This is a genomic window from Streptomyces sp. NPDC107559, assembly GCF_055657365.1.
The window spans coordinates 114,180-136,800 of the sequence record NZ_JBVKBD010000001.1; the positions used below are offsets into that span (position 1 = coordinate 114,180).

Genomic DNA, 22,621 nt, shown 5'->3' on the forward strand with positions numbered 1-22,621 from the left:
AGGTGGGACCCAAGTGGGGCAGCGGGAAGGGGCAGCCGGTTTGACCACGCACGCACCGCAGGCGGCGCAGGCCGTGACGCTGCCCACGACGTTGGACGAGGCCGTGGCGGCGCTCTCCGCCATGCCCACGGCCGTGCCCGTCGCAGGCGGCACCGACCTCATGGCCGCCGTGAACTCCGGCCAGCTCAGACCGGCCGCCCTGGTCGGCCTCGGCCGCATCAGCGAGATCCGCGGCTGGCAGTACCAGGACGGGCACGCCCTGCTCGGCGCGGGTCTGACCCACGCCCGGATGGGCCGCCCCGACTTCGCCGCCCTGATCCCGGCGCTCGCCGCCGCTGCGCGCGCCGCGGGCCCGCCGCACATCCGCAACGCGGGCACCCTCGGCGGCAACATCGCCTCGGCCTCGCCCACCGGCGACGCGCTGCCGGTGCTCGCCGCCCTGGAGGCGACGCTGATCATCGCCGGCCCCGGCGGGGCGCGCCGCGAGATGCCCGTGTCGCACCTGCTGGCGGGCATGGAGATGCTGCGCGCCGGCGAACTCATCGGCTACGTGCGCGTGCCGCTGCTGCACGCCCCGCAGGTCTTCCTGAAGGCCACCGGCCGCACCGGCCCGGGCCGCGCCACCGCGTCCGTCGCGCTGGTCCTGGACCCGGCCCGGCGTGGTGTCAGGTGCGCCGTCGGAGCCATAGCGCCGATGCCGCTGCGGCCCCTGGAGGCCGAGCAGTGGGTCGCCCGGCTCATCGACTGGGACAACAACCGCACGATCGTCCCGGAGGCGCTGCACGCCTTCGGCGAGTACGTCGCCGCGGCCTGCATCCCGGACCCGGCGCAGGAAGCGGACGGTTCCGTGCCGCAGCTTCCGCCCGCCGTACTGCACCTGCGGCGCACCGTCGCCGCGCTGGCCCGGCGAGCACTGGGGAGGGCGCTGTCGTGAGCGACGACCAGCACGGACAGGACACCCCCCGGGGCGGTGGCCGCTGGGACCCGCTGCCCCAGGGCGACTACGACGACGGGGCCACCGCCTTCGTGAAGCTGCCCGAGGGCGGCATCGAGGCCCTGCTGGCCGGGCGTGGCGACAGCCCGCTGGCCGCGCCCGGCCACGGTTACGTCCCGCCGCAGATCTCGGCCACGTCCCCGGACGCGCCGACCGACCCGGCCGCCACCGGCGGCTGGGCGGCGCCCGCGGACGCCGGACGCTGGCCCGAGCCCGACGCCATGCCCCAGCAGGCGGGTGCGAGCGACCGGTTCACGTACCACCCCGGCTCCACCGGCCAGTGGAACTTCGAGGACCCCGCGGCCGCCGGACCGGCCGAGTCCGCCGCGGCTCCGGCCGCCGGGCACGACGTGACGGGCCGCTGGTCGATCCCCGTCGCCACCGGCGACCTCCCGGACGAGTCCGGCGAGTTCACCACGTCGGCGCTGGTGGAGCAGTGGGGCGGGAACCCGCCCGCCACCCTCCCCGGCGGCGCGCCCGCCCCCTGGGCCACCGACACCACCGGGGCGGCGGGAGAGCCGTGGGGGCAGCAGGCGCTCGCGCAGCCGCACGCCGAACCTCGCACCGAGTCCCACGCCGAGGCGCACGCGGAGCCGTACGCGGCCGCCCAGGGCGCTCCCGAGCCCTCCGGGGCCCCGGAGGGCGCCGGCGTACCCGAGGGCGCCCACGAGGCCCCTGGGGTGCACGAGGAGGCCGCCGAGGCCGACGCACCCCCCGCGGACGCGGCGCCGGCGGACCGCCCGGAGACCGACGCGCCGCAGGACGGCGCCGCCGCGCCGGACGACGACCTCGCCGTGCCGTTCCACGACGACCACCCCCTCGCCTCGTACGTGCTGCGCGTCAACGGCTCCGAGCGCCCCGTCGCGGGCGCCTGGATCGGCGAGTCGCTGCTGTACGTGCTGCGTGAGCGGCTCGGCCTCGCGGGCGCCAAGGACGGCTGCTCGCAGGGCGAGTGCGGAGCCTGCAACGTCCAGGTCGACGGCCGGCTCGTCGCCTCCTGCCTGGTCCCCGCCGTCACCGCCGCCGGCAGCGAGGTCCGTACCGTCGAGGGCCTGGCCGTCGACGGACGGCCCTCGGACGTGCAGCGGGCGCTCGCCCGGTGCGGCGCCGTGCAGTGCGGTTTCTGCGTGCCCGGCATGGCGATGACCCTGCACGACCTCCTGGAGGGCAACCCGGCCCCGACCGACCTGGAGGCCCGCCAGGCCCTGTGCGGCAACCTGTGCCGGTGCTCCGGATACCGGGGCGTCCTCACCGCCGTGCACGAGGTGGTCGCCGAGCGCGAGGCCCTCGCCGCCGCCGAGGCGGCCGAGGCCGAGGCCGAACCGGACGCCGCCGAGGCGCGCATCCCGCACCAGGCGGGACCGGGCGCGGGCAGCGTCAACCCGGCCGCGTTCAACCTGCCGGGCGCCCCCGGCATCCCCGGCACCCCGGGTCAGCACGACGGTACGTACGGCCAGGACGGAGGCCAGGCGTGAGCAACGAAGCCGCCACCGCGATCACCCCCGCGGAGGCAGCCCCCGCCCCCGAGCCGATCCCGCACGGTCTCGGCGCCTCCCTGCGGCCCGCCGACGCGCGCGCCAAGACCGAGGGCACGTTCCCGTACGCGGCCGACCTGTGGGCCGAGGGACTGCTGTGGGCGGCCGTGCTGCGCTCCCCGCACCCGCACGCGCGCATCGTCTCCATCGACACCAGCCACGCGCGCGAGATGCCAGGCGTACGGGCCGTCGTCACCCACGAGGACGTCCCCGGCAGCGCCCTGTACGGCCGCGGCAGGGCCGACCGCCCGGTGTTCGCCTCCGAGGTCGTACGCCACCACGGCGAGCCCATCGCCGCCGTCGCCGCCGACCACCCGGACACCGCGCGGATGGCCGCCGCCGCCGTCATCGTCGAGTACGAGGTGCACGAGCCGGTCATCGACCCCGAGCTGGCGTTCGAGGCGGAGCCCCTGCACCCGGACGGCAACCTGATCCGCCACATCCCGCTGCGCCACGGCGACGCGGACGCGGTCGGCGAGGTCGTCGTCGAGGGCCAGTACCGCATCGGCCGCCAGGACCCGGCCCCCATCGGCGCCGAGGCCGGCCTCGCCGTGCCCCGCCCCGACGGCGGCGTCGAGCTGTACGTCGCCTCCACCGACCCGCACGCCGATCGTGACACCCTCGCCGCCTGCTACGGCCTCGAACCCGACCGGGTCAAGATCGTGGTCACCGGCGTCCCCGGCGCCACCGCCGACCGCGAGGACCAGGGCTTCCAGCTCCCGCTGGGTCTGCTGGCGCTGAAGACCGGCTGTCCGGTGAAGCTGACGGCGACGCGCGAGGAGTCCTTCCTCGGGCACGTCCACCGTCACCCCACCCTGCTGCGCTACCGCCACCACGCCGACGCCGAGGGCCGGCTGGTGAAGGTCGAGGCGCAGATCCTGCTCGACGCGGGCGCGTACGCCGACACCTCCTCCGAGGCCCTGGCCGCCGCCGTCTCCTTCGCCTGCGGCCCCTACGTGGTGCCGAACGCCTTCATCGAGGGCTGGGCCGTGCGCACCAACAACCCGCCCTCCGGCCACGTCCGGGGCGAGGGCGCCATGCAGGTGTGCGCCGCCTACGAGGCGCAGATGGACAAGCTCGCCAAGAAGCTGGGCCTCGACCCGGCCGAGGTGCGGCTGCGCAACGCCCTGGCCACCGGGGACATCCTGCCCACCGGCCAGAGCGTGACCTGCCCGGCGCCGGTCGCCGAACTGCTCCAGGCCGTACAGGAGTTCCCGCTCCCGCCGCTGCCCAAGGACACCCCCGAGGACGAGTGGCTGCTGCCCGGCGGCCCCGAGGGCGCGGGCGAGCCCGGCGCCGTGCGCCGGGGCGTGGGCTACGGCCTCGGCATGGTGCACATGCTCGGCGCGGAGGGCGCCGACGAGGTCTCCACCGCGACCGTGAAGGTCCACGACGGCGTGGCCACCGTGCTGTGCGCGGCCGTGGAGTCCGGCCAGGGCTTCACCACCCTGGCCCGCCAGATCGTCCAGGAGACCCTCGGCATCGACGAGGTGCACGTGGCGCCGGTCGACACCGACCAGCCGCCCGCGGGCCCCGGCTGCCGGGGCCGGCACACCTGGGTGTCCGGCGGCGCGGTCGAACGGGCCGCCAAGATGGTCCGTACGCAGCTCCTCCAGCCCCTGGCGCACAAGTTCGGCATGTCCACCGAGCTCCTCCAGATCACCGACGGCAAGATCACGTCGTACGACGGGGTGCTGTCCACCACCGTCACCGAGGCCCTGGAGGGCAAGGAGCTGTGGGCCACGGCCCAGTGCCGCCCCCACCCCACCGAGCCGCTGAACGAGTCCGGACAGGGCGACGCCTTCGTGGGTCTCGCCTTCTGCGCGATCCGCGCGGTCGTCGACGTCGACATCGAACTCGGCTCGGTACGGGTCGTGGAGCTGGCCGTCGCCCAGGACGTGGGCCGGGTCCTCAACCCGATCCAGCTCGCGGCGCGCATCGAGGCGGGCGTCACCCAGGGCGTCGGCATCGCCCTCACCGAGAACCTGCGCACCCCGCGCGGCCTGGTCCGCCACCCGGACCTCACCGGGTACGCGCTGCCCACCGCGCTGGACGCGCCCGACATCCGGATCGTCAAGCTCGTCGAGGAGCGGGACGTGGTCGCGCCCTTCGGGGCCAAGGCCGTCAGCGCGGTACCCGTCGTGACGTCCCCCGCGGCGATCGCCTCCGCGGTACGGGCCGCCACGGGCCGCCCGGTCAACCGGCTGCCGATCCGCCCGCAGGCCGCGGTGGTGACCGCGCAGTGACCGCCCCCGGACAGGAGCCCGAGCCCCGCGGCTACGAACCGGCGCCCGGTGTCGGCAAACTGCTGATGTGGGTCCTGCTGTTCGTCCTGGCCGCGGTGGTCGTGGTGCTGGGCGGCGTGTACTTCACCTGAGGCGCCGAGTTGCTGAGGCCTTGGGCCGCTGAGGCCATGAGGCCTTGCGGCGCTGAGGTCTTGCCGCGCTGAGGCCATGCGGCGCTGAGGTCTTGAGGCGCTGGGCCCCGCCGTGCTGTGCGCGCTGTCCGTGCTGTCCGTGCTGTCCGCGCTGTCCGCGCGGGCCGGGCCGCCGTGTTGTGCTTCCCGCCGCCCTGCCGCCCGTCGGGGGAGACGTTGCGGGTGATTTCGGTGGGACGGGAACGTGCGGGAGGGACCCGGCGTCTTTCTCACCGGGTCCGTTGTCAGTGGTGCCGCGTAGTGTCCTGGGCAGTGGGACGGCGCGCCCGCGGGGCCGGTCCACCAGGGGACTGCGGGACAACGGCACTTCGACAGCGACTGCACGCACGGGGGCATGATGAGCACGACCGACACCGCCGGCACCGCGGTGATCACCTTCACCGAGGACGAACTGGATCCCTACGTCACCCACGCGCCGACGCGCCGCTGGCTGAGCGGCCCCGGCCTGCCCGCCGACGGCGACCTGCTGTCCTTCGCCGCGCTGCGCACGGACGGCCTGCGCACGGTCGCCGACTCCACGGGCGCTCCCGACCGGCTGACCACGGAGCTGCGCGACCGGCTGGTCATCGGCGGGATCCTGGGCATGGACGGCCGCGAGACCGAGTCGCTGCTGCTCGACGGCGCGACCGGCGCGATCTCGACGACGTACTTCCTGCACGACCGCCCCGACCTGATGGACAGTCGCCCGCTGGCCCCCTCGCTGGAGAAGCTGGTGCGCTTCGCCACGGCGGCGGACGAACTGGCGGCCCTGCGCGGCCAGTTCGCCTCGTACGCGGGACGCCTCGGCCCCCGGGCGGCGGCGCAGGCCGCACAGCACCTGCTCGCCCTGTTCGAGGAGGGCACGGACGGCGACCCGGGACCCTTCTGGCGGATGACCGCGGTGATCCGCCCCCTGTCCCTGGTGGCGGGCCCGGGGACGACGTCCGGTCTCGCCCTGGACCTGCCGCCCCGCCTGCTGGACGAGGCGTTCGGCGCGGGCCGGGTCGCCCGCTTCGAGGAGGTCGACTTCCCGCCCGCGCTCACCCACGAGCCGACCCGCCGCTTCCTGCGGGAGGCGGGCCTGCCGGAGGACGGCTACTGGTTCGCGCTGGACACGGACGTGCCGCTGGCGTCCCTCGCCGAGTACCACGCCACCGAGCGGGAGGACGCCGGGCCCGCCGCCGCAGGCCTCCCGGCCGACGCCGACCGGCTGATCCGCCTCGGTCACCTCCTGGAGGACACCAGCCTCGTCGTCGACGGCGCCACCGGCACGGTCCTGTGCTGGAGCGAACCCGACGCCGCCCTGCGCCCCCTCAACGCCGACGTCTCCACGCTCGCCTTCACCCTCTGGCTGATCAACCGCGAGAAGTCCCTGGACGCGGTCCACGCCCTCACCGACGCCTACGGTCAGCTGGCCGACACGATGTCCCGCACCCTCGCCCAGGCCGACCCCCTCGCCTGCGACCCGACCCCGTCCACCGCCACGGACGACGGCCGCCGCTACTGGCCGGAGGCCTTCGGCGACGAGGCGGGCGGGGTCCTGCACGCATGACGAAGGGCGACACCCCCGAGGGTGCCGCCCTTCTGCTCCGCCTGGTCAGGCAAACCAGAGGCCATGGCGGGATTCGAACCCACGTAACTCGCTTTGCAGGTTCGTCCGGGCTGGTCAGGGCATGATCTGTGCTCGTCCACCGACGTTCAGACCCGTACGTATGAAGTGATCACTGACGCCGCCCGCGCGGTGTTGGACGTCAGTGAACGGAGACGAACGAGACGGAAACTGAGACGGGCTTCCGCAACGAGTAGCCAGCTGCCATGCCCCAAGGCTAGGCGCTAGCACGGCTGTTCCTGGTTCCGTGGAGTAGCACCCTGGTCCACGAGACGAGTTCCCGCACCAGTCGCTCAGCTCGCTGAAGTCCACCAGATCCCATGAAGGGTAGGACAAGCAGCGCCGGCAGAGCAGAGACTGTCACCAGCGTCATGGGGACGATGCCGATGGCGAAGAGGAGGACGCGCTGCATGCTTCGGGCATGCCCCATCGCGTGATACAGGGTTTCCATTGGCGGTTGGGACTCCTTGTGTTAGACGGCAACCGAATGACAAGAGCATCGGGCACCTTCCGTAGTTGCTGAAGTCGTCAACGGTTGCCAATCCTCAGCAGAGCATTGATCCGATAGGAGCACGGTTGTATGGGAGAAGTTGCCAGGTCACAAGGCCGACGAACAGAGATAGAGGTAAGCCAGCTCCCCGAGGTTGCAGCACTCGCAACGGCGTTGACAACTCTCTTCAACGGTCTTGACATCCCGCAGCAGAGGTACGCGGCTCGCGTGGCGATGGATAAGAGCATCGTGTCTCGATATCTAAATGGCCGACGCGTGGCTAACCAAGACTTCATCAATCGCCTTTTCGCCGAACTGGAACGTCATCATGGTCGGGCAATTACTGAGGAAGCGCGAGCACGGGTTCACCGCCTCCGAATGGGCGCGTTAAAGGTTTCCGATCCTCAGAGTTACGAGGTGGAGAACCTGCGAGAGGAGGTGGACAGGTCTCATCGGGCTGTCAAACAGCTCCGTCGACAGCAAGAAGCCCTGGAGCTACTTCTCGATCAAAAGGAGGAGTCTGCGCGGGAGGCGGAGCAGCAAATAACGCTTTTGCGTGGGGATTGGGTGGCGGATCGGGTGCAATCTGAAGCCTCACTCCTTTCTCTTTCTGGGGAAAACAAGCGAATCAAAGAGGAGGCCGAATCACTTCAAGCCGAGATGGCCGATCTGAAGCGGCAGCTGGCTGAAGTGAACGCCCTGCGACGGGATGCGGAAGAGCGCTGCCAACAACTAGAAGAGCGGCTACTGGAGGCCGAGGAAAGACTCGGAGAAAGGTTTGACAGCCAGCCAGATCGGTACTTTCCATATAATCCCGACGAGGTGGCGGAGGAGGTGTTCAATGCGCACAGGGATCAGCGATTCAATGATGCTGCAAGGCTTCTTTCGCTCGCTGCGGCCCACTTCAGCGGCGCGGAGACCGCATTGCTTTGGCAGAAGTTGGGCCGCAATAGGCGTGGCTCGGTCGACGCAATCCGCCTGCTGGACGACGCGATCAGATTCGGATCAATAGAAGTCACTGCATCGATCACGGAAACGGTAATTAAAAGCACGCCAGACTGGTCTGTATATAACACCGTCCAAACTCTGGCAACAAGCATCGCGTCGTCGAAGACGACGACGGAGTTGCTTGAGCTTTATAGCCGATGGTCGCAGGGTGGCCCCCTGTACGGAGTAATAAGAACGGCACTTCCTGTGTGGAGTGAGGGCGCTACGACAGATCAAGTATTTCGCGCTCTGGATGTGCTGCACGAACACAAGGACTCCACGATCGCCGTTCGAGTACTACATGCCTATGGTGCTAGGCACCCAAATGACGTTGTTGCGCTTGCGGCCATGTATAAAGCCAAGGCGCCACAGAGGCTGGATGAGGTTCGTACACTCTTTACAGCTTTTCTCGTTCCATACGATAAGCCGGATCGGATTCGGGTTAGTGGCCTATTGGCCAAGCACTTCGAAATTGGCGACCCTATTTCCCTGGATGAAGATATCGAAGTAACGTGACGATTGCCGCATGCAATTTCAAGCGCTTTGATGTGATGCCGCGAAGGTGGGGATTATTTGTTAAGGTTCGCCGTGTGCTGGCACTCTTTGACCTCGACAACACTCTGATCGACCGTCGCGCGGGTCTTGAGTGCTGGGTTCGTGGTTTTGTGCGCTCGCGCTCTCTGCCCCAGGAGACGGAAGCTGTCGTTTGCGATCGGCTCCGCGATCGGGCGCATCCTGAGGACTTCGTGGGTCTCGGAGCGGTCCTCGGTCTCGGTGACGACCCGGCAGACCTATGGCATGAGTATGTCGATGGCGTCGCACGTTCGGTACGTTGCTTCCGCGGAGCCCGGGAAGGGCTCGAAGCGCTCCGTGGCGCCGGGTGGACTATCGGCATCGCGACTAACGGCGCGGGGGACATCCAGCGCGCCAAGCTTGCTGCGACCGGTCTGACCCCGCTCTTCGACGGCATCTGTGTCTCGGGTGAGGTAGGTGCACGGAAGCCAGAGCGTCGTCTCTTCGAGGCGGCGGCGGCGGAATGCGGCGCGTCGCTCAGCGCCAGCGGGTGGATGGTCGGCGACAACCCCCAGACGGACATGGACGGGGCGAGGGCGGCAGGACTAAGGACACTCTGGGTGGCCAACGGCCTTGAATGGACCGATGGCCTCTGCAAGCCCGACGTCATCGTGCCGGGCATCGCGGAGGCCATCGAGGTACTACAGGTGATAGCGGTCTAGGCTGGCTCGCTCCCTGGGCCAGTGTGCAGCTCCTCCAGTACGAGAGCGAGATTTGGTGATGTGTCCTTGAGGCCTTCCCATCGCTTCATCACGGCGGCTGCGGCATTGGCCAGATCAGAGGGAAGCCCCGCCTCTTCGAGAGCGTGAGCCGCTTCCATCATCTCCGGCCCCCAGCGCCATGCCCGAGCGGCGACCTTCGGGAAGTACGCGGTCTCTGCCAGGTAGCTGGTTGTACGGCCTTTGGCGATGTCGAGTAGTTCCGCTTCCACTCCGTGGTCAGTGGCGAGGGCGTAGGCGACCGCGGCCAGAGCGCGGCTGGCCTTCTGATAGCTGCTGTACGAGAGCTTGAGCGCGGAAGCCTGTCCGATCTCGCCCGACAGGAGACGTGCTTGAACGGCGCTCCCCTCGAAGAGCTGGCCCACCGGATGCAGAGCGTCGTGTGGCCCGGACAGGTAGAGGCGAGGGCTCTTTGAGTCCGATGGCGGGGATCCGATCACAGAGCCGTCGACCGCAGTTGCCCCTGAGCGCTGCACGATGGCGCTGATGTTGGCCATCGTTGCGGGGGAGACGGCGTTCCCATCGACGTAAATTCCGGCGTACGAGCAAGCCGCGACGTTCCGTGCCACATCTTCGGCGGCGGCCGGCGGGCACAGGCTCAGGATGATGTCTGCCCGCTCGGCCATCTCGTGCAGGGCGTGTACGGGCGTGAGGTCGTATCGCGCGGCTCGTAGTTTGCTCCTCGCGCTGCGTCCGGCCGGACACCACAGAACCTCGGCACCGGAGCGCCGCGCCTGAGCGGCTACGGCGGCCCCCATGCTGCCTGGGTGAAGGATGCCGAGCGTCGTCATCCGACAAGCTCCCGAATGTTCTGTCTCTCGGCTGAGACGGTGGACGCGATGGCGCTGATGATGGCGGTGGCGGACTCGGTCGGGCTGAGCTGGTCGGTCCGGAGGGTGAGGGTCCATGGCTCGGCTTCATGGGCCAACAGATCCTCGCGGGTCTCGTGCCAGACCTTTACCCGAGCCTCTACGTCCTTGTCTCCGCGGCCGATGGAACGAGACTCCGTGACGTCCAAGGGGCACCACAGGAGCACACGAATCCAGTGCAGAGGAAAGGCAGCCACCGCGCTGGCACCTACGACCTGCCCCATGTGCAGAATCGGGATGCGGTCCGTGTCGACCAGCGCCGCGATGCCCATCCGGTCGATGGCGTACTCAGCGTCGTAGCGAGTGTTGCGGTAGAGGAGTCCTCCCGCGCGCGACAGCTCCTCGATGTGGTCTACGGTCGTGAGCCGGTATCCCGTCGTACGCCCGGGACCGGCCTTGAGTCGCTGGAACAGAGCGAACTCGGGCCGAAGCCGGGTAAGTTCACCGGCGATGGTGTCCTTGCCGGAACCGGGCGGCCCGTACAGGATCACGCCGGACGACGTCACATCGCACCGCCGCTCAGTACGTCGCGCGCTTCGTCGACCAATGCGACGGCAGCGCCAAGGCTGTTGTCGACGACGAAGTGCGGGCCCTGCGGGCGGAACTTCAGATTGAGCCCAGACGCGTACTCTTCCCACGCTTCCATTTTCCAGGCGTCACGCGCTGCACCGCGGAATTCGATGTATTCGCGCATCGATTCGAGGTCGCACTCAACCCATATGGTTGCAACCGAAACCCGCTTTGAGCGGCAGCGATTCTGGAAGCGCTGCATCCATTCGCTCTGAGAGAATTCGGTGATGAAAGGGGCATCGAGAATTGCCGAGATCCCGCAATCCAAGTTGTCCCACGCGGCTTCCATGAGGCACCGGTATTCCAGCGGTCGGACCTTCTCTCGGTAAAGATCTGAACTCCGGTCGTGTGCCTCTCCACCCAGCGAAACAAGGAACTGGTCCACCAGCGGGCGCGTCAGTGAGTCCTTGTCCAGGATCGGCCAGCCGGTGAGTCCCCCGAGGAATTTCGCGAACTCTGACTTGCCCGACCCCGCGTACCCCCCGACCAGGATCACGGTCGGCCCGTCAGTGATTGCCCCTGCCGCGTTGCGACTCCACGCGTTGACCACGCGATTGCGCAGAGCCTCGCTGTCCACGTCGTCCGTGCCTTCGCGGATGCTGCTCAGCGCTTTGCGTACCGCTTCCGGTTGGTCAGGGAGCTTTCGCTCGACGGAAGCAGGCGCCGGTACGGATTCCACAGAGGCATCCTCTCCGGGCAGAGCTTTACGGAAGCCGAGTTGAGCCTCATTGCGACGATAGAGGCGGCAGTACGCCCGGCGGTAATGCGGACCGGGATATACCGAACCCTTTTCGTGGCCCCAGATCGTTTGGAAGTTTGCGGCGATGTTGAAGCCGTGCCGCTCGGCGATCTCGCGGAGCTTCTCCCCCGTGTCTTCCAGAGTGAGTCCAATCTCCTCGCGGTGCATCCGCAGGAGATCCGGCTTCCAATCCGGGTGCTTCCGAGCCATCTGCCCCTCCTAGATAGCTGGTCGGAGCCGCGAGTGTAGCGGCCCGACTAGCGCTGTGGAAATTTGTGATAGCGCATGTGTAAGCGGATGTATAAAACCGCTTTGACTTTCTCGGGTAGCGGGACGTGATACCGGTTTTCGCGCTGTGGCGGTGAACTTGTGGCACATCGAGCGAGGAGGTCCGGATGCCCCACAGTGCGCCTGTACAGGTCCCATCGCGGCCTGGCGGAAGGTCAGTTCCCTTCCAGGGCCGCGATGCGCTGGCGCAGCTCGCCAACTTCGGTCCGCAGCTTGTCGACTTCTTCGCGCAACTCGACCATGGCCTCGACTGGATCGGCGAGCTGCGCGGCGGAGCGGCCGGCGTCGGGAGTCAGGAACACCCCTTTGCCTTGATGGCTGACGACGAGCCGGTCGGACTTCAGCTGATTGATGGCAGCGCGGGCCACGGTCACCGTGACTCCGTAAGCCCTCTGAAGATCCCCGTACGAAGGGAGCTGTCCGGTCTCTGCGAACTCGCCGCCTGCGATGCGTCGCCGCAGGTCATCGGCTACTTGCTGGTAGGCGAATTGCTTGCCAGTCCACTCGACCATCTGCACCCCAAAGCTCGTTCCGTCTCTGCCTCATAGTGCCCGTGCCTCAGAGGTAGAACCAGCGCCCCACGCTGCCTGTTCCGTGAGGGGCCTTGACGCACTCTGCCTCACAGTGCACTCTGAGGCAGAGTTGAGAGAGTCGCTCGGCCCGAAAGGGTGGAGCACTTGATCGACCTGTTTGACCTGCACGAATAGCGCCCGGAGGAAAGCCCGCAGGGGTGAGTACGAAGTGAGCCGCGTTGCTTGAGAACTCAACAGTGGACCGAGGAACTACCGCCTGTCCTCACGACAAGAAGGCGGCCCGCGCGGTGAACGACCCGCGCAACTCCAACTCATCCGCAGCGCACGTCCGACGTGAGCTGCGGCGGTTGCCTCTCCCTCCCGTCCGGCCCCTTTTCGCAGGGCGCCGTACGGGCGGGGGTGCGGGGAGCCGAGACGAGAGGAGCAGGTCTTGCGAAGGATCACCAACCCCAAGCACCCGAACGTCGCCCAGGTCGGCACGGATGTGCAGTACCGGGGCGAGATGCACCGGATCACGGACGTGGGCGGTGGTCAGTTCACGCTCGTGCGACTGCGTGACGGCTACGCCCAGAACGTCAGGATCCGCGACGTCAACGACCCCACCACGCGCGACTGACCCACCCACATCACCCAACGGCGCGCGGCCCCGGTGCTCCAACACCGGGACCGCTGTCGGGCCGTACCACCTATCAGGGAGAACACGACCCATGAACCAGATTACGGTTCTGGACGCCTTCACGGCGTTCGCCGACTTCATGGAGCCGACCGACGCGGAACTTGCCGCGATCGAGCAGGAGATGCCGCTGATTCTGGCGGACGTCGACCTGATCGACGCACAGATCACCGCCATGGACCACACCCCGAACGACGTCGACGCCCGCCGGATCCGCCGGGCCCTGGCCCGCGTGCTCGCCGAACGGGCCAAGCTGACCAACCGCACCGCCACCTCGATCCCTGCGGGAGGCGCGGCATGAGCCAGATCCCCACGTTGGGCGCCTTGTGGGTGCCGTTGCAGGCGCTGCGGTGGATGGCGGCCGACTTCCGGGACCTGCCAGCCCCGGTGGTCGACGTCAGTTCGATCTACCCCAACCGGCTGTCCCTGTCACTGCACACATCGCAGGGCGGGTTCGCCGCATTCGAGGCGTGGCGGACGGCGCTCGGGATCGACCCGGCCGCCGTCGACTTCCACGTGCAGGGCGACCATCGCACCGGCGTACTGACCGCACAGGCGGAGTACGGCGGCGCGGACATCGAGCTGACCGGCTACACGCAGGTGTCCGACGGTGCGCGGCTGTTCGCGGCGGGGGTGGCGTGATGGCCCGCCCGACCGCGTTACCCGCCGTCGCGGTGACGGCGGTGTCCCTGGTCCTGACCCTGGCCGTGGTTGTGATGTGGCTGGGTGCGGCGATGCCGTGGCCGGTCGCGCTGGTGGTCGGTCTGGGCATCGACGGGGGATGGCTCGCCACCCTCGCCTACGAACGCCGCCTCGCCGCTCAGGGCGACCACGCCACCGCGGTGACGGCGGTCGGCTGGTCGTTCGGTCTGCTCGCCACGGGGGTCCTGATCGCCCACGCCCTGACCGCAGCGACGAACACGGGCGCGTGGCTGGCGGTGGCGTGGCTGCCGCTCGCCGCGAAGGCCCTGTGGCTGGTCCACGGGTTGTGGGAGCGGACCGCACTCACCCCGGCCGCGCTGACCGCGATCGCCGGTATCCAGCAGGAAGCCCGCGACGAGGCGGCCGTGGCGCGTGCCCGGCTGCGGTCGGAAGCGGCAACCGAGGAGACCCGGCTGACGGCCGTGACGCAGGCCGGCGCGCGCGTCGCACGCGTCCAGGCCGACACCGCCAAACGCCTGTCCACGGCGTGGGCGACGCTGGAAGCCGCCCGCTCCGGGGAAGACACCGGCAGGGCACTGACCAGCGTGACGAGCCGCGTCACACCCGACGTCACACCCCGATGGGAACTCCCCGTCTGGGGACCGACCGAGGCACTGACCGCGCTGGAATCCGGGCCCGCCCTCACCGACGCCGAACTCGACGCGGTCGTCGACGAGATCCGCACCAGCCGCGTCCCCGCCCTGTCCTACCGCGAGATGGCGACCCGCTTCCGCGCGGCCGGCCACTCCGCATCCGAGGTCCGCCTACGGGCCGCATGGAAGCGGGTGGCATGAACACCCTCGCCACACTCATACCGGCCCTGCCGCCCATTCTCGGATGGGCGGTCCACGCCCGGTGGCTGCACCGCCGGCTGACCACGGCCCGCCGCGACCCACTCACGGGACTGTGGACACGGGACGCGTTCACCCGCCGGGCCCGCCGTCTGCTGCGCGACCCCCGCGCCGTGGTCGTGCTCGCGGACGTCGACCACTTCAAACGGGTCAACGACGTGCATGGTCACGCTGCCGGTGATGCCCTGCTCGCCGCGATCGCTGCCCGTCTCGCCCACGGCACCGCCCCGGGCGGTGTCGCGGGACGGCTCGGTGGAGATGAGTTCGCGGCCGTGCTCATCGACCGCGACGGCACCGCCACCGACCGGCTGCACACCCTCGGCCGCGTCCTGGCCCGGCCCGTCGACACCGCCGCCGACGTCCACACGACGGTGTCGTTGGGTTGGGTGCGGGCCGCCGACCACCCGGGCGACGACCTGTCCGCCCTGCTACGCCGCGCGGACGAAGCGATGTACGCGGCCAAGCGCTCGGGCCCGTCCGGGCCGCGCCGGGCGGTGCGGCTCGGTCGGCTGCTCGGCTCGGTGGCCGGACGCCGCCCCGGTCGGCGCGGTGCGGCATGAGCACCCTGCCCGTCTACCGGTGGCGCCTCGCCCCCGACGGCTACGCCACCCGCCGCCAACTCCGCACCCGCGGACTACGCCCCGGCGGGCAGGACGTCGCCGCGACCCTCGAACGCCCGCGCCGCCGGCGTCCGCCGCTGGTCGCCTACCTGTACCGCGTCGAACTCGCCTTGCCGGTCCGGCCGATGACGGCGGGCCGGTGGCGTGCACATGCCGCGATGATGCGGGCCCGCCGCACCTGCCCCGAGTGCCGTCGGGACGCGGGATACGTCATTCCTCCCACGCTCGGATCGTGCGTGACCTGCGCCTATCCCGAGGAACAGCGCGTTGCCTGAACACCTCGATCCGGGTCCGGCCGCCTGACCTTCCACAGCAAGCCGGCCGGACCCTTCGACTCCCGAAGGAGTACGTACATCGTGACGGAAACAATCCCTTCCCTGCCGCCGGTCCCCGGTCCGGACGACACCGAGCGGCCAGCGGATGTCCTGCCGTTCCCGCTGAAGAAGACCACCCCGCCCGTCCCGGCGCCGGTCCCCGAGCCGGGGGCGGTCAAGCCGGGTGAGTGGGAGGCCGAACTCCCCGACACCGACGACCCCGAGAACGACGGCCTGAGCGACGGGGCCCCGGTCGACCCGCCGCGCGAGGTCTACCCGCCCTCGGTCGCGGAGTGGATGGAGGCCAAGGACAAGGCCCGGATGCCGGTGCTGCCGGACTGGGTGAAGCTCCCTGACCAGCGCGCGGCCGTGCGTAAGTGGGCGGTGCGGCACTACTCCGCCGTGGCCGGCTATCACGCGGTCCGGCTGCCGCTGGTCTACACGCCGAAGATCTGCCTGTACTCGCCGCGAGGCGCCTGGCGGTGGTCGACCGCGGTCGGCCGGTGGGTGTTCGACACCGAGGGCAAGCCGCTGCGGCTCGCGGCCGTGGCCGACGAGAACGCGGCGGACTACCTGAAGCTGTCGCGGCAGCGCAACGACCGTGTCCGGCTGCGGGGGATCGTGGCGACGATCGGCGGTTTCATCGGTCTGGCCGCCGCGCTGACTCTGTACGTCATGGCGCCCTCGTGGCTGCTCATGCTGGCCGTGGCCGCGCTGACCACGACCTTAGGGGCGGCGGGGGCGCCGGCGGACCGGCCGCTGATCGACATGGCGAAGGTGACGTTCCGCAAGCGCAAGCTGTCCTCGGACATCGTGATCCGCGCGCACGAGGTGGCGGGGCTGACCAGCAAGGACCAGTCCATTAGCTTCCCGCGGCCGATCGGCCGGGACGGCGACGGCTGGCGCGTCGTCGTCGACCTGCCCTACGGCAAGTCCTTCAAGGACGCGCTCACCGCTCACACCAAGGTCGCATCGGGCATGGACATCGCTGCTACTCAGCTCTTCCTGGACAAGGACGAGACGAGCGAGCGCAGGGTGTCGTACTGGATCGCCGACCGTGACCCGCTCGCGGTGCCGTCGGGCCGGTCGCCGCTGCTGGGGGCGACGCGGGTGGACTTCTGGAAGCCGTTCCCGTGGGGCGTGGACGAGCGCGGCAACCCGGTCATGGCCACGATGTTGTGGCTGTCGCTGCTGGTCGGCGCCGTGCCGCGGCAGGGCAAGACGTTCTCCGCCCGCACCATCGCGCTCGCTGCCGCGCTGGATCCGTACGTCAGGCTGTATCTGTTCGACGGGAAGGCGTCGCCGGACTGGCGGAAGTTCGCGCTGGTCGCGCACCGGATCGGGTTCGGGATCGTGCCGAAGAACGGGTTCGATCCGGTTCAGCATCTGCTGACCTCGCTGCGGGAGCTGAAGGCGGACGTCGAGGACCGCTATCACCGGCTGTCCGAACTGCCGCTTCACATCTGCCCCGAGGGCAAGCTCACCCCGGAGATCAGCCGCGACAAGAAGCTGAACATGCCCCTGACCCTGTTCGTGGTGGACGAGGTGCAGGAGTACCTGACCCACCCCGAGCACGGCAAGGAGATCCTGGCCCTGCTGGTCTACCTCGCCCGGGTCGCCCCGGCGGTGGGTGTGTCGGTGATGACGGCGACGCAGAAGCCGGACGACAAGGCGTGCCCGTCCGAGCTGCGTGACCAGCATCAGGCCCGGTTCGCCCTGCGGGTCGGCGCCTACCAGGTCTCGGACACGATCCTGGGTGCCGGTTCGTACTCGGAGGGTCTGGACGCCTCCAAGCTGCTGAAGTCCCACAAGGGCGTCGGTCTACTCAAGGGCATGTCCGACGACGCGGGGATCGTGCGCACCTACCTCGCCGACGGCCGCGACGCCGAACGCATCCTCACCCGCGCCGCCGCCCTGCGCGAGGTCGAGGGAACGCTGTCCGGCGACGCGGTCGGCGAGTCCCCGGCCCCGAAGACGTCCGCGACGATTCTCGACGACGTCGCCGCCGTCCTCGGCAAGGGCGAGGCCAAGGTGTGGTCCGAGACCATCGTGGACCGGCTCGCCGACCTGCGTCCCGACGTCTACGGACCGTGGGCCGAACTGGACGCCAAGCCCAAGGCCGAAGCGCTCACCGCAGCCCTCAAGCCATACGGGATCGGCACAGGGCAGATCAGCCGGCGCATCGACGGCGAACAAGTCAACAAGCGCGGCATCAAGCGCGACGACATCGCCACCGCGATTACGGAGCGCAACAACCAGAGGGACGCCGGATAGGTCCCGAACCCCGCTACCGGTAGCGGCACACGTCGCTACCGGTAGCAACCCTGCTAGCGACCCAAACCGCCCCTGATCAGGCCGCTAGCAGATAGCGGCCGACCTGCGGAAACCCCCGAAAACCCCTCTGAGAGGCCACTGATGAGCCTTGCCCTGCTCGCTGCCGCCTTCCTGCTCGCAGTCACCCTTGGTTACGTCGTCAAGTGCTGGCTGAGCCCGTTCGGAGACTGCCGCAAGTGCGACGGCATGGGCCACGCCTTCACCACCGACCGCAAGGGCAAGACCAAGCGCGGCAAGGACTGCCGCCGCTGCCAGGCCACCGGCAAGCGCATACGCATCGGCCGCTGGATCTACAACCGCGCCGCGCGCACCTACCGCGCCGGCACCCGCTGACCCGCCGGGAGACACCCGTGGTCCTGACCATACCCCTCGTCCTGCTGCTCGCCGTCGTGGTCGCGCTGCTGCTGCGGTTCAAGGCAGTCGGCGCCGGAGCGGCCGTCGCCGTCGCCCTCTTCGGCTTCTACCTCGCCCACACCGGCGCGGCCCACACCGTCAACCAGCTCGTCACCGCCTTCACCGACGCCGTCCCCGGCGTCGGCCGCTGACCCGACAGGAGACCGGCACCGTGAACGAACCCACGACGTACGGCCGCCCGGCCCGACACGAGACGACGGCCCTGCAAGTCCACACCCCCACCCCCCTCCACCCCTACGACCCCGGCCCGTCGGCGGTGCTGGACCCGTACGGCGAGCGTCAGCCCGTGGTGTGGGTGCCCGACGCCTACGGGCGCATGGTCCCCATGCCCAAGCACCTCGCCCCGCCCCCGATGCTCGCCACCGAGCCGCGCGACCTGACCCCGCTCCCGCTCCTGGACCCCGTCGCCCAACGCTTCATGGGGGCCGGACTCGGCGGCGGCGCCCTCGCGGCTGGCGTCGGCTACGGCGTGGGCGAGATCGTCAGCGCCGCCGCCGGAATCAGCGGTGGAGCACTCGTGTGGGTCGCGGTCATCGTCCTTGCCCTGCGCGCCCCGGCCCGCGCCATCAACGGCGCCAAGGGCAGCACGGTCAACATCCGCAAAGCCGTCATCAAGCGCAACAAGATCTACGGCTAGCTACGCCAAGGGCGGCCCCCCATTCCGCCAAGAACCGGGGCCGCCCTTGCTGTCCAGCAACTCAACAAGGAACTGGAGACCTCCAGCATGAACCAACCGACCGACATCCGGCGAGACCTCGCCTTACGGCTCCGACGCGGGGACGTGTTCCGGGTCCTGGACGCCTACTCGTGCATCGGCGGCGCCACCACCGGCTACCGGCGTGCGTTCGGCGCCAACTGCCACATCACCGGCGTCGACATCCAGGCGCAGCCGGACTACTGCGGTGACGCCTTCCACCAGGGCGACGCAGTCGAGTACATCCGTGCCCACGGCCACGAATTCGACTTCATCCACGCCTCGCCGCCCTGCCAGGGAGAGGGCGCCCCGACCAAGGGCACCAACAAGGCGCGCAACGCCGCGATCGGCCGGACCTACCCCCGACTCATCGCCCCGACCCGCGCCGCGCTGGAAGCCACAGGCCGGCCGTACGTCATGGAGAACGTGGCCGGCTCCGACGTCCGCAAGGACATCCGGCTGTGCGGGGAACAGTTCGGGCTCGCGGTGATCATGCACCGCTACTTCGAACTCGGAGGCTGGGCGTTCCCTCAGCCCGACCACCCCCGGCATCGCGGCTACGTCCGGGGCTGCCGCCACGGCGTCTGGCGGGACGGCCCGTACGTCGCCGCGTACGGCAAGGGGGGCGGCAAGGCCACCGTGGACGAGATCCGCGCGGCCAAGGAGATCGACTGGTCCACCCACCACCTCCGCCTGCGCGAAGCCCTCCCGCCCGCCTACACGGAATGGATCGGCCTCGCCTTCCTCACCGCCCTCGCCCCCCGGTTGGGGGTGGCGGCATGAGCGGGCCCCTGTTGGACGCGGCCCTGTCCGCCGCCGAACGCGGCTGGCACGTCTTCCCTCTCCGTCCCGGCCGCAAGGTCCCCGCGCTGCACGGCGAGCGCGCCTGCACGGGCACCGGCCCGTGCGCGGACGGGCACCGGAAGTGGGAGCAGCGCGCCACGACCGACCCCGAGCGCATCCGTGCCGCGTGGTCGGGGGCGTCGTTCAACGTCGGTATCGCCACTGGTCCTTCCGGGCTGCTGGTGGTCGACCTGGACACGCCCGAGCACAAGGGCAGTTCGGACGCGCCTGACGGCGCGGCAACCTTTGGGGCGCTCTGCGAGCGCGCCGGGCACGCCGTCCCCGACACCTACCGGGTGCGGACCGCGAGCGGCGGAACCCACCTGTACTTCGCCGTCTCGCCCGGCATCCGGATGACCAACACCCAAGGCACGGTTGCCGATTCGGTCGACACCCGCGCGTGGGGCGGCTACGTCGTCGCCACCGGCAGCACCACCCCTGCCGGGACGTACGAAGCCCTGAGCAGCCCCGTAACGGCCACTCTGCCCCCATGGCTGCAAAGCGTCCTGCAACCGGCCCCCAAGCGCTCTCAGGGCCCTTCTGTGGCCGTAGCGGGGCAATCCCGTCGATACGCGGACGTAGCACTTGCCGCAGAGGCTCGGAACGTGGCTTCGGCTCAAGTCGGACAGCGGGAAGCGAAGTTGTTCCGGGCCGCACGCGCGTTGGGGCGGTTCGTCGCGTGGGGCGACCTCCCCCGGCACGTGGTCGAGGAGGCTCTTCAGGCAGGGGGCGAGGCGGCCGGACTGTCCGCGTCCGAGTGCCGCTCCACCCTGCGCAGCGCCCTGGACTGGTCCATCGCTCACAACCAGGCTCGCCGGGCGACGGCATGAGCCCCCGACCCCATCCCCCTCTGAAGAGCATCACCACCACCCCGGATGGGCCGGACGCCGCTCCACAGCCGGTGGACACGACGGCCGTGGGCGAACCGAAAGTCGTCGCCCGTCAGGGCGTCCTTTCAGTCCTTCCTCGCCCGGACCGCCACCAGGCCGGCGCGGCACCCGAGCACGGCGACGATCCGACGCCGGACCGGCCCGGTATCCGCATCTACGCCCCGCCCGTCTACCGCCATCACTACGACGGGGCCCGCTGGTCGAAGCGGCACGGCGGCACCCCGTGCGCCGCTTACGCCTGCGCGTGCGGTGAAGGCGTCACCGCGAGCGGGGCCGCCGACGTGGCCGCGCTCGTCACCGAGTACGCCGCGCACAAGCACTTCTGCACCGGAGCCCCCGCCGTACTCACCGAAGGGAGGGCCGCCGCATGACCGAGACCATCGACGGGGCCGCACTGCTCGACGAGGTGGAAGCCTTCCACCGCCGCTTCAACGTCTTCCCCACCGAAGCCGCATACGTCGCTGTCGCACTGTGGGACGCGCACGCCCACCTGCTCGACGCATTCGACTCCACCCCCCGTCTCGCATTCCTCTCGCCCGAGCCGGGCTCGGGGAAGTCCCGCGCGTTGGATGTGGTCGAAACCCTCGTGCCGCGCTCCATGGCCGCTGCGGACGCATCCGCCGCAGCGCTGTTCCGGTCCGTGTCCGGCATCGACGGCGGCCGGCCCACCATCCTGTTCGACGAGATCGACACCATCTTCGGCCCCAAGGCCGGCGACAACGAACAACTCCGCGGCTTCATCAACGCAGGTCACGCACGCGGACGCCCCATGTACCGGTGCGTCGGGGACGGCTCCAACCAGCAGGTACAAGGCTTCCCCTCGTACTGCGCGGTCGCGGTCGCCGGGCTCGGCTCCCTGCCGGACACGATCCTGACCCGCTCGGTGATCATCCGCATGCGGCGCCGGGCCCGAAACGAGAAGGTGGAAGCCTTCCGCACCCGCATTCATGTACGGGAAGGCAACCAGCTCCGAGACCGGCTCGCCAAATGGGCCGAGACCGTACAGGAACGCATCACGGGAGCCTTTCCGGAGATGCCCGACGGGGTCACCGACCGACCGGCGGACGTGTGGGAACCCCTGCTCGCCGTCGCGGACGCAGCCGGGAGCGACTGGCCCCGCCGAGCCCGCGAAGCCTGCCAGACCCTGGTCAAAGCCTCCCGTGCCAACGACAAAGGCAGCATCGGCATCCGCCTCCTGACAGACCTGCGTGACCACGTCCTCATCGGCATCGACCGCCTGCCCACCGTCGCCATCCTCGACCGGCTCAACGCCCTCGACGACGCCCCGTGGGCTGACCTCAACGGCAAGCCGCTCGACAACCGCCGACTCTCCCGGATGCTCAGCGACTACGTCACCGCCGACGGAGACCCCGTCGTCTCCCGCAACATCCGCACCGCCGGCGGCGTCCTCAAAGGTTTCTTCGCCAAGGACCTCGAAGACGCCTGGTCCCGCTACTGCCCGCCCCCGGGGGCCGCTACATCCGCTACACCGCTACATCCCAGCTCAGAGCCCCTGAATCTGTAGCGGCAACTCTCGATGTAGCGGCTACGGCCCCGCGCCCCGAAACGGCCGTAGCCGCTACATCGCACCTATCCGCTACACAAAAACCCCCGCTGACCTGCGATGTAGCGGCGTAGCGGATGTAGCGGACTTTCCAGAAGGGGGCCGAAGAGCCCCCGCTCCTCCCCTGCCCCGAAGGAGCACCACGCGCATGGACACGGCCCGACACGTCGAAGTCGTCGACCCCACCCTCGCACTGCTGACCGTCGAAGAGGCCGCCCGCCGCCTCAGCGTCGGACGCACCACGTGCTTCGCCCTGATCCGCTCCGGAGAACTGGAGTCCATCACCGTCGGCCACCTACGCCGCGTCCCCGCCGACGCCGTCCCTGAGTTCGTCGCCCGCCGCCGCGTTCGGCAGCGCCCCGCCGTCCCGATCACCCTCGCCTCCGCCGCCTGAGGAGCA

At 69.8% G+C, this 22,621-nt stretch carries 25 protein-coding genes; 22 read left to right on the forward strand and 3 right to left on the reverse strand.

Annotated elements, in window-relative coordinates; genetic code table 11:
* The first annotated feature begins 40 nt into the window (after nt 1–40).
* The 7 genes from ACZ7OY_RS00400 to ACZ7OY_RS00430 all read left to right on the forward strand — a co-directional run bounded on the left by ACZ7OY_RS00400 (nt 41) and on the right by ACZ7OY_RS00430 (nt 9,266).
* Nucleotides 41–934 (forward strand): FAD binding domain-containing protein, encoded by an 894-nt coding sequence (locus ACZ7OY_RS00400; protein WP_471909337.1) that lies wholly within the window; start codon nt 41–43, stop codon nt 932–934.
* On the forward strand, nt 931–2,469 hold the full coding sequence (locus ACZ7OY_RS00405; protein ID WP_471909338.1) for a (2Fe-2S)-binding protein: 1,539 nt from the start codon (nt 931–933) through the stop codon (nt 2,467–2,469). Before ACZ7OY_RS00400 ends, ACZ7OY_RS00405 begins: the two co-directional genes overlap by 4 nt.
* Nucleotides 2,466–4,775, forward strand: coding sequence for a xanthine dehydrogenase family protein molybdopterin-binding subunit (locus ACZ7OY_RS00410; protein ID WP_471909339.1), 2,310 nt, complete (start codon nt 2,466–2,468; stop codon nt 4,773–4,775). Before ACZ7OY_RS00405 ends, ACZ7OY_RS00410 begins: the two co-directional genes overlap by 4 nt.
* The gene (locus tag ACZ7OY_RS00415) at nt 4,772–4,906 is read left to right on the forward strand and encodes a hypothetical protein (RefSeq protein ID WP_471909340.1); all 135 of its coding nucleotides are present in this window, start codon (nt 4,772–4,774) and stop codon (nt 4,904–4,906) included. The genes ACZ7OY_RS00410 and ACZ7OY_RS00415 overlap by 4 nt, the downstream gene beginning before the upstream one ends.
* Before the next feature lie 397 nt (nt 4,907–5,303).
* Nucleotides 5,304–6,497: an SUKH-4 family immunity protein gene (locus ACZ7OY_RS00420; protein WP_471910331.1), complete on the forward strand. Its 1,194-nt coding sequence runs from the start codon at nt 5,304–5,306 to the stop codon at nt 6,495–6,497.
* Between the two features lie 637 nt (nt 6,498–7,134).
* A complete protein-coding gene (locus ACZ7OY_RS00425; protein ID WP_471909341.1) occupies nt 7,135–8,547 on the forward strand; it encodes a hypothetical protein in 1,413 nt (470 codons plus the stop codon).
* A 74-nt stretch (nt 8,548–8,621) separates the two neighbouring features.
* Nucleotides 8,622–9,266 (forward strand): HAD family hydrolase, encoded by a 645-nt coding sequence (locus ACZ7OY_RS00430; protein WP_471909342.1) that lies wholly within the window; start codon nt 8,622–8,624, stop codon nt 9,264–9,266.
* Here ACZ7OY_RS00430 and ACZ7OY_RS00435 read toward each other — a convergent pair.
* The 3 genes from ACZ7OY_RS00435 to ACZ7OY_RS00445 form a co-directional block, all read right to left on the reverse strand.
* Entirely contained in the window at nt 9,263–10,231 is a 969-nt protein-coding gene (locus tag ACZ7OY_RS00435) for an NAD(P)-dependent oxidoreductase (RefSeq protein WP_471909343.1), read from the reverse strand. The two genes, ACZ7OY_RS00430 and ACZ7OY_RS00435, sit on opposite strands and share 4 nt — an antisense overlap.
* 463 nt (nt 10,232–10,694) lie before the next feature.
* On the reverse strand, nt 10,695–11,711 hold the full coding sequence (locus tag ACZ7OY_RS00440) for a P-loop nucleotide/nucleoside kinase family protein (protein ID WP_471909344.1): 1,017 nt from the start codon (nt 11,709–11,711) through the stop codon (nt 10,695–10,697).
* 233 nt (nt 11,712–11,944) lie between these two features.
* Nucleotides 11,945–12,301, reverse strand: coding sequence for a winged helix-turn-helix domain-containing protein (locus tag ACZ7OY_RS00445; RefSeq protein ID WP_471910332.1), 357 nt, complete (start codon nt 12,299–12,301; stop codon nt 11,945–11,947).
* 451 nt (nt 12,302–12,752) lie between these two features.
* On the opposite strand from ACZ7OY_RS00445, the gene ACZ7OY_RS00450 reads away from it, so the two are divergent.
* From ACZ7OY_RS00450 to ACZ7OY_RS00520, 15 genes are all read left to right on the forward strand, one after another.
* Nucleotides 12,753–12,938: a hypothetical protein gene (locus tag ACZ7OY_RS00450; RefSeq protein WP_471909345.1), complete on the forward strand. Its 186-nt coding sequence runs from the start codon at nt 12,753–12,755 to the stop codon at nt 12,936–12,938.
* A 91-nt stretch (nt 12,939–13,029) separates the two neighbouring features.
* A complete protein-coding gene (locus ACZ7OY_RS00455) occupies nt 13,030–13,296 on the forward strand; it encodes a DUF6284 family protein (protein ID WP_471909346.1) in 267 nt (88 codons plus the stop codon).
* Nucleotides 13,293–13,637 carry a hypothetical protein gene (locus tag ACZ7OY_RS00460; protein ID WP_471909347.1) on the forward strand — a complete coding sequence of 115 codons (345 nt, stop codon included), beginning with the start codon at nt 13,293–13,295 and terminating at the stop codon, nt 13,635–13,637. The genes ACZ7OY_RS00455 and ACZ7OY_RS00460 overlap by 4 nt, the downstream gene beginning before the upstream one ends.
* Entirely contained in the window at nt 13,637–14,491 is an 855-nt protein-coding gene (locus ACZ7OY_RS00465; RefSeq protein WP_471909348.1) for a protein spdB, read from the forward strand. The genes ACZ7OY_RS00460 and ACZ7OY_RS00465 overlap by 1 nt, the downstream gene beginning before the upstream one ends.
* Nucleotides 14,488–15,108 (forward strand): GGDEF domain-containing protein, encoded by a 621-nt coding sequence (locus ACZ7OY_RS00470; RefSeq protein ID WP_471909349.1) that lies wholly within the window; start codon nt 14,488–14,490, stop codon nt 15,106–15,108. The genes ACZ7OY_RS00465 and ACZ7OY_RS00470 overlap by 4 nt, the downstream gene beginning before the upstream one ends.
* Nucleotides 15,105–15,443, forward strand: a complete 339-nt coding sequence (locus ACZ7OY_RS00475) for an RRQRL motif-containing zinc-binding protein (RefSeq protein ID WP_471909350.1) — start codon at nt 15,105–15,107, stop codon at nt 15,441–15,443. The genes ACZ7OY_RS00470 and ACZ7OY_RS00475 overlap by 4 nt, the downstream gene beginning before the upstream one ends.
* A gap of 81 nt (nt 15,444–15,524) precedes the next feature.
* A complete protein-coding gene (locus ACZ7OY_RS00480) occupies nt 15,525–17,756 on the forward strand; it encodes a cell division protein FtsK (RefSeq protein WP_471909351.1) in 2,232 nt (743 codons plus the stop codon).
* A gap of 141 nt (nt 17,757–17,897) precedes the next feature.
* On the forward strand, nt 17,898–18,149 hold the full coding sequence (locus ACZ7OY_RS00485) for a hypothetical protein (protein ID WP_471909352.1): 252 nt from the start codon (nt 17,898–17,900) through the stop codon (nt 18,147–18,149).
* 17 nt (nt 18,150–18,166) lie between these two features.
* Nucleotides 18,167–18,361, forward strand: a complete 195-nt coding sequence (locus ACZ7OY_RS00490; protein ID WP_471909353.1) for a hypothetical protein — start codon at nt 18,167–18,169, stop codon at nt 18,359–18,361.
* Nucleotides 18,362–18,381: 20 nt separating this feature from the next.
* Nucleotides 18,382–18,867 (forward strand): hypothetical protein, encoded by a 486-nt coding sequence (locus ACZ7OY_RS00495; RefSeq protein WP_471909354.1) that lies wholly within the window; start codon nt 18,382–18,384, stop codon nt 18,865–18,867.
* A gap of 87 nt (nt 18,868–18,954) precedes the next feature.
* A complete protein-coding gene (locus ACZ7OY_RS00500; protein WP_471909355.1) occupies nt 18,955–19,707 on the forward strand; it encodes a DNA methylase in 753 nt (250 codons plus the stop codon).
* The gene (locus ACZ7OY_RS00505; RefSeq protein WP_471909356.1) at nt 19,704–20,597 is read left to right on the forward strand and encodes a bifunctional DNA primase/polymerase; all 894 of its coding nucleotides are present in this window, start codon (nt 19,704–19,706) and stop codon (nt 20,595–20,597) included. The genes ACZ7OY_RS00500 and ACZ7OY_RS00505 overlap by 4 nt, the downstream gene beginning before the upstream one ends.
* A gap of 86 nt (nt 20,598–20,683) precedes the next feature.
* Entirely contained in the window at nt 20,684–21,028 is a 345-nt protein-coding gene (locus ACZ7OY_RS00510) for a hypothetical protein (RefSeq protein WP_471909357.1), read from the forward strand.
* Nucleotides 21,025–22,182 carry a DUF3631 domain-containing protein gene (locus tag ACZ7OY_RS00515; RefSeq protein WP_471909358.1) on the forward strand — a complete coding sequence of 386 codons (1,158 nt, stop codon included), beginning with the start codon at nt 21,025–21,027 and terminating at the stop codon, nt 22,180–22,182. Before ACZ7OY_RS00510 ends, ACZ7OY_RS00515 begins: the two co-directional genes overlap by 4 nt.
* Before the next feature lie 187 nt (nt 22,183–22,369).
* Nucleotides 22,370–22,615 carry an excisionase family DNA-binding protein gene (locus ACZ7OY_RS00520; protein WP_471909359.1) on the forward strand — a complete coding sequence of 82 codons (246 nt, stop codon included), beginning with the start codon at nt 22,370–22,372 and terminating at the stop codon, nt 22,613–22,615.
* Nucleotides 22,616–22,621 lie beyond the last annotated feature (6 nt).